Source organism: Streptomyces sp. Da 82-17 (assembly GCF_046098215.1).
Lineage (GTDB): Bacteria > Actinomycetota > Actinomycetes > Streptomycetales > Streptomycetaceae > Streptomyces.
Genome location: NZ_JBJURH010000015.1, coordinates 23,726 through 29,916, shown reverse-complemented (window position 1 = coordinate 29,916; position 6,191 = coordinate 23,726). Strand labels below are relative to the sequence as shown.

Sequence of the window (6,191 nt, the reverse complement as noted above, 5' to 3'; positions counted from 1 at the left end):
GGGGCCCGGCTCCCCCCGGGTTGTTTTCGGGTGCCGCGCCGTTGTGGCTTGTCGCGCAGTTCCCCGCGCCCCTGTCGGGGCCTGGCTCCCCCCGGGTTGTTTTCGGGTGCTGCGCCGTTGTGGCTTGTCGCGCAGTTCCCCGCGTTCCTATCGGGGTGGGGTCGTGCTGGGTCTCAGGCGGATCTGGGGCCGTACTCGCTCCACCCTGGCCCGTGTTCCTCTTCGTTCTCGTAGGGCCAGGGCCATGGCCTGTTCGCCCATGTGGGCGAGGGGGAGGTGCACTGTGGTGAGTGGGGGCGTGAGTTCGCGTACCAGGGGGATGTCGTCGAAGCCCGCGAGGGACACGTCGTCCGGTACGCGCAGGCCGTGTTCGCGGAGGGCGGCGAGTGCGCCGACCGCCATCACGTCCGTCACGGCGAACACACACGTGGGCCGCGCCCCGCGCGCCAGCAGTTCGAGGGCCGCCGCATGCCCGCCGTCCCGTGTGAACGCCCCCTGAACCACCCGGTGTTCGGGCAGCGCGACCCCGGCCGTCGCGAGCGCCTCCCGGAACCCGGCGAGCCGGTCGGCGACGGTCGTCAGCTCCGGCGGCCCGGTCAGCACCGCGAACTCCCGGTGTCCCAGGGCCAGTAGAGCCTGCGCAAGGGCCGCCGCGCCCTCGCGGTTCTCCGGCAGCACGGTGTCGACGCGCAGGCTGCGGTGCCGGCTCACCACCGCGACCCGGCCGCCCGCCCGCGCGTACGGGGCGAGTTCTGCGTCCAGGGCCCGCTCCCAGGCCCGGTCCTCGATGCCCGAGCCGATCAGCAGGATCGCCCGCGCCCGCTGCGCCCGCAGCATCGACACGTACGCGATCTCGCGGGCCTGGTCGCGGAACGTCGACGCCAGCATGACGAGCAGGTCGCGCTCGGCCGCCGCCCGCATCACGCCGCCGGCGATCGCCGCGAAGTACGGGTCGCTGACGTCGTGACAGATCACGCCGACCGTGTTGTTGGAGGCCGAAGCGAGCGCCTGCGCATGGGCGTTGGGGATGTACCCGAGCTCGGCCGCCGCCGCGAGCACCCGGCCGCGCAGCTCCTCCCGCACCCGGGCCGTGCCGTTCAGGGCGCGGGACGCGGTCGCGGGGGAGACGCCCGCCGCGTCGGCCACGGCGTGCAGCGTGACCGGACCGGGCGCGGCTCCCGGGGCGGTCCGTGGCTCCTGGCGGGCGCGGCCCTGACGGGGAGGTACCTGTGCGCCGCGCGGAGGTTCCTGCCCAGCGCGCACCCGTTCCCGTTCACCGCGCAGGCGTTCCCGTTCACTCACCGCGCCCCCTTCGGGCGTCGTGGCGGAGGGGTCCGAAAGAACTTCGGGACGACCTACCTATTGACCGTGTTGTCGCGCGGTCATTAGCGTGGCCGACATGCTAGCAGAAAGCGCTTTCTGAAAGCGGTTTCGGGGCTCAGGTCCAGGTCCTGTCCGGCGCCCGCGACTCGCCAACTGCCGCCCTACCCCGGGGAGTTACCCGTGAGCCAGAGCGCACTGTCCGCACCGCCAGCGAAGACCGCGGGAGTCGCCGTGCGAGAGCGGCCGGGTCCGGGCCGCCGGCTCGCCGAGGCCGTCGAGCACAGCTGGCGCCCGGTCGCCCTGCTGCTCGGCTGTTTCGCCGTCTGGTGGGCGATCGCCGCCGCCGAGCTGGTCGAGCCGTATCTCGTCCCGTCCCCGGGTGCGACCCTCGACGTCCTGGTCGAGAAGTCCGACTACCTGTGGCAGCACAGCTGGATCACCACGTACGAGACGCTGCTCGGGTTCGTCATCGCGGTGGTCGTCGGCGTGCTCGCGGCGGTGGTGATGGTGTACTCGACGACCGTCGAGAAGACCCTCTATCCGATCCTGCTGTTCGCGCAGGTCGTGCCGAAGATCGCGATCGCCCCGCTGTTCGTCGTCTGGCTGGGCTTCGGGATCGCGCCGAAGATCCTGATCGCCGTGCTCATCGCGTTCTTCCCGGTGGTCATCTCGATGGTGACGGGCCTGAAGGCGGTGGACCCGGAGATGCTGCAGCTGTCCTCGACGATGGGCGCACGCCCCTGGCAGACCTTCGTCAAGATCCGGCTGCCCGCCTCGCTCCCGCATCTCTTCTCCGGCCTGAAGGTCGCCGTCACGCTCGCGGTGACCGGGGCCGTGGTCGGGGAGTTCGTCGGCGCCAACGAGGGCCTGGGCTATGTGATTCTGCAGGCCAACGGCAACCTCGACACCCCGATGCTGTTCGCCGGGCTGCTCGTGATGTCGCTGATCGGCGTCGTCCTGTTCGTGCTCGTGGAGATCGCCGAGAAGCTGCTCCTGCCGTGGCACGCGAGCCGCCGGGACGCGTCCGTCACCACCGCCTACTGACCCCTCGTCAACCCGCCCATGCTGTACGGCAGTTGCGCGTACGACTCGCCGTACCGCCCCTCGCGAAAGGGCCGCCCCCGATGACCCCACGCAGAACCCCGACCGGCCGTGCTCTGGCCGGGCTCGTCCCGCTGCTGCTCGTCGCCGCCACCGCGTGCGGCGGGGACGATACGGAGACCACCACCAGCGCCGACGGCAAGCAGCTGGACAAGGTCACGCTGACGCTCAACTGGTACCCGTACGGCGAACACGCGCCGTTCTACTACGGCAAGAAGCAGAAGATCTTCGAGAAGCACGGCATCGACCTGCAGATCCAGGCCGGCCAGGGCTCGCAGAAGACCGTGCAGGCCACCGGCGCCGGGCAGACCGACTTCGGCTGGGCCGACACCCCGGCCGTCCTCGCGGGCGTCGAGTCCGGGGTGCGGGTCAAAAGCCTCGGGGTGTTCCTGCAGACCACGCCCGCGTCCGTGCAGTTCTTCGCCGACCAGGGCATCAAGTCCCCGGCGGACCTCAAGGGCAGCACGGTCGCGGGCACGACGGGCGACGCGCTGTCCCGTACGTTCCCCGCGTTCCTCAAGGCCAACGGGCTCTCCGAGTCCGACGTCAAGGTGCAGAACACCGACCCGGCGGGCAAGATCGCCGCGGTGATCTCCGGCAAGACGGACGCCCTGCTCGGGTACGCGAGCGACCAGGGGCCGATCATGCAGGACAAGGCCAAGAAGGACGTCGCGTATCTGCGCTTCTCCGAGCACGGGCTGAACTTCTTCTCCAACGGCCTGATCGTCGGCGAGCGCACCCTGAAGTCCGACAAGGACCTGGCCTCCCGGATGGCCGAGGCGGTCAGCGAGTCCTGGGCCGCCGCCGAGAAGTCGCCGGGGCCCGCAGTCGCCGCGATGGACGGCGCCTCGGACCAACTCCCGCCGGAGAAGGTCCTGTCGGAGCAGTTCAGGACCACGCTCACGCTGCTGCACACCGAGGCCACCGAGGGCAGGGCGCCCGGCGTCAACGACGAGGCCGACTGGCAGCAGACCATCGACGTGTTCAAGGAGGCGGGCATGGTGAAGAACGCCAAGCCCGTCGCCGACTACTGGGCCGCGGACGTGGCCGCGAAGGGTTGACGCCATGCCGAGCACGCCGAACGAGACGAGCCTGCACCTGCACATGCCGTCAACTCCTGCGCAGGGCAAGGGAGTTCCGGCCGTCGGCATCGACGCCGTCGACGTCCGCTTCCGGTCGAGGAAGCGTGACGTCACGGCCCTGACCGGGGTGTCCCTCGATGTGCGCATGGGCGAGTTCGTCGCGCTCGTCGGCCCCTCGGGCTGCGGCAAGTCCACGCTGCTCAAGCTGGTCGCCGGGCTGCTCGCGCCGTCGGCGGGCGAGGTGCGGCTGCAGGGCGAGCGGGTGACGGGGCCGCGCCACGACATCGGGTACGTGTTCCAGCGCGCCGCGCTCCTGGAGTGGCGGTCGGCCCGCCGCAACATCCTGCTCCAGGCCGAGATGCGCCGCATGCCGTCGGCGCGGGCCGCCGCCCGCGCCGACGAACTCATCGCCATGACCGGCCTGCAGGGCTTCGAGGACGCCTACCCGCACGAGCTGTCCGGCGGTATGCAGCAGCGCGTCGCCCTGTGCCGGGCGCTCCTCCACGAGCCGCCGGTCCTGCTCATGGACGAGCCGTTCGGCGCCCTGGACGCGCTCACCCGCGAGCAGATGAACATCGAACTCCGCCGCATCTGGCGCGAGACCGGCACGACGGTCCTGCTCGTCACGCACTCCATCGCGGAGGCGGCGTACCTCGCGGACCGGGTGATCGTCATGAGCCCGCGCCCCGGCACGATCCGCGAGACCATCGAGGTCGGCCTGCCCGCGGAGCGGGAGTACGCGGAGACGATGACCCGCCCCGAGTTCGCCTCGGCAACGGGCCGAATCCGGGGGTTGCTGGGCAGCGCGGGGGTCGGGGGTTAGCGGTACGGGGCCGCGATCCGTGGGTCGGGGGTCCCGGGTCCCGATAGGGGCGCGGGGAACTGCGCGACAAGCCACGACGGCGGTGCAGCCGAAGGACGGCCCGGGAGCGGGGTCCGGGGCGGAGCCCCGAATGCCGGGGCCCGGGTGTGCAGCCCCCGGAGCTGTCCGCTGAGGACTTCGGGAAGTGCGGGGAGGGGAAAGACCACCCCGCACCCGGAAACCTCCCCGAAATCCTCCACCCGTACGATCCGCCGCATGAGCGCGACAACGGGCACCCGCGGCAACACCGTGGCCGAACACCTCACCGGCACCCAACTCCGCGCCCTGGTCGCCGAGTTCGCCGACCTCCTGCTCGACACCGTGCACGGCGGCAACTCCCTCGGCTTCCTCGCCTCCCTCACCCGCCCGGAGGCCGAGGCCTGGTGGCGCGCCCGGGCCGCCGAGCTGGACGCGGGCGACGGCCTGCTCCTGCTCGCCGTACGCCACGAGGGCCGCGTCGTCGGCACGGTGAGCCTCGCCCTCGTCGACAAACCCAACGGCCGGCACCGCGCCGAGATCGTCAAGCTGATGGTGCACAGCACGGCACGCGGCCTCGGGCTCGGCCGCACCCTGCTCGCCGCCGCCGAACGCGCCGCGGCCGAACGGGGCGTGACCCTGCTGGTCCTGGACACCGAGACCGGCAGCCCCGCCGAGGGCTTCTACGCGGCGGCCGGCTGGACCCGCGCAGGCACGATCCCGGACTACGCGGCCGACCCGCACGGCACCCTGCACCCCACGACACTGTTCTACAAGCGGCTGACCTGAGCACAGGATCTGAGCACAGGATCTGAGCACGGGACCTGCGCACGGCACCTGAGCAGAGGGGGCGCGGCCGGAACAGGCCGCACCCCCAACGCCCCAGCACCCCGGAGGGCTCAGTACCGCAACCCCGCCAAGTGCGCATAACTGTTGCGGGCCGTGGCGAACGGATCGCTCGGGGCGTCGTGCTCCACGAGCCACTGCTTGACCCCGCCGATGTGCGCGTCCCGGAACATCGCGGCGAAGTCCAGGACGCCCGAGCCGACGTCCGCGAACGACCCGTCCGGCGCCATGTCCTTCACGTGCAGCGCCGGGAACCGTCCCGGATGCCGGGTGAAGTACGTGCCCGGGTCCTCGCCGCCGTTGGCCGCCCAGTACACGTCCAGCTCGAACGCGACCAGCTCGGGGTCGGTCTCCCGCAGCAGGATGTCGTACAGCACCTCGCCGTCCACCGTGGCGTGGTCCGAGCCGTGGTTGTGGAACAGGAGCGGGCCGAGTCCGGCGTCCCGGGAGGCCCGGCCGATCCGGTTGAACTCCCTTGCCGCCTCCCGGAATCCGGCCGGGGTGTGCAGCGCGCCCGGCAGGCTCGGCACCACCGGCCACTTCGCGCCGAGCGTGTGCAGATCCGCGAGCGCCTGCGCGAGCCCGGGCCCGCGCAGGGTGTCGTACGCGACGTGCTCCAGGACCGCGCGCAGGCCGGTCGCGTCCAGCATGCGGCGGATGTCGGCCGCGCTGTTGCCGTGCCGGCCGCTGACGCCGACGGTCGCGTACCCGATCTCGGCGAGGCGTTCCAGGGTGCCGTGGAAGTCCGCGGCGAGCGGGGCGCGCATCGTGTACAGGTGCATGCCGATGCCGCCGCGCGGAATGAACCGCTGCCGGGACGACGCGGCCGCCGGGGACGTGACGAGCGCGCCCGCCGCGAGCCCCAGGGACGTACCGAGGAACGCGCGTCTGGAAGCGGCCCGGCCCGTGCCGGACGCGCGGGATGTCCGGGATCTCAACTGCATGGAAAACTCCCTCACTTGAGGAACCTCACTGGACGAACATCAACGGACCTCGACGAA

At 71.8% G+C, this 6,191-nt stretch carries 6 protein-coding genes; 4 read left to right on the top strand and 2 right to left on the bottom strand.

The window, feature by feature from the left end; all coding sequences use genetic code 11:
* Positions 1–147: 147 nt before the first annotated feature.
* On the bottom strand, positions 148–1,146 hold the full coding sequence (locus tag ACIDOF_RS24130) for a LacI family DNA-binding transcriptional regulator (protein WP_409008150.1): 999 nt from the start codon (positions 1,144–1,146) through the stop codon (positions 148–150).
* A 357-nt stretch (positions 1,147–1,503) separates the two neighbouring features.
* Between ACIDOF_RS24130 and ACIDOF_RS24125 the strand changes: the two genes are divergently transcribed.
* From ACIDOF_RS24125 to ACIDOF_RS24110, 4 genes are all read left to right on the top strand, one after another.
* Entirely contained in the window at positions 1,504–2,367 is an 864-nt protein-coding gene (locus ACIDOF_RS24125) for an ABC transporter permease (RefSeq protein WP_409008149.1), read from the top strand.
* 80 nt (positions 2,368–2,447) lie between these two features.
* A complete protein-coding gene (locus tag ACIDOF_RS24120; RefSeq protein ID WP_409008148.1) occupies positions 2,448–3,485 on the top strand; it encodes an ABC transporter substrate-binding protein in 1,038 nt (345 codons plus the stop codon).
* 43 nt (positions 3,486–3,528) lie between these two features.
* The gene (locus ACIDOF_RS24115) at positions 3,529–4,329 is read left to right on the top strand and encodes an ABC transporter ATP-binding protein (protein WP_409008286.1); all 801 of its coding nucleotides are present in this window, start codon (positions 3,529–3,531) and stop codon (positions 4,327–4,329) included.
* A gap of 255 nt (positions 4,330–4,584) precedes the next feature.
* On the top strand, positions 4,585–5,133 hold the full coding sequence (locus ACIDOF_RS24110; protein ID WP_409008147.1) for a GNAT family N-acetyltransferase: 549 nt from the start codon (positions 4,585–4,587) through the stop codon (positions 5,131–5,133).
* Between the two features lie 110 nt (positions 5,134–5,243).
* On the opposite strand, the gene ACIDOF_RS24105 is transcribed toward ACIDOF_RS24110, so the two are convergent.
* A complete protein-coding gene (locus tag ACIDOF_RS24105; protein WP_409008146.1) occupies positions 5,244–6,134 on the bottom strand; it encodes a sugar phosphate isomerase/epimerase family protein in 891 nt (296 codons plus the stop codon).
* Positions 6,135–6,191 lie beyond the last annotated feature (57 nt).

Coding starts and splice junctions, on each gene's coding strand:
- ACIDOF_RS24115 (WP_409008286.1), top strand. CDS start 3,529: ATGCCGTCAACTCCTGCGCAGGGCAAGGGAGTTCCGGCCGTCGGCATC.
- ACIDOF_RS24120 (WP_409008148.1), top strand. CDS start 2,448: ATGACCCCACGCAGAACCCCGACCGGCCGTGCTCTGGCCGGGCTCGTC.
- ACIDOF_RS24110 (WP_409008147.1), top strand. CDS start 4,585: ATGAGCGCGACAACGGGCACCCGCGGCAACACCGTGGCCGAACACCTC.
- ACIDOF_RS24105 (WP_409008146.1), bottom strand. CDS start 6,134: ATGCAGTTGAGATCCCGGACATCCCGCGCGTCCGGCACGGGCCGGGCC.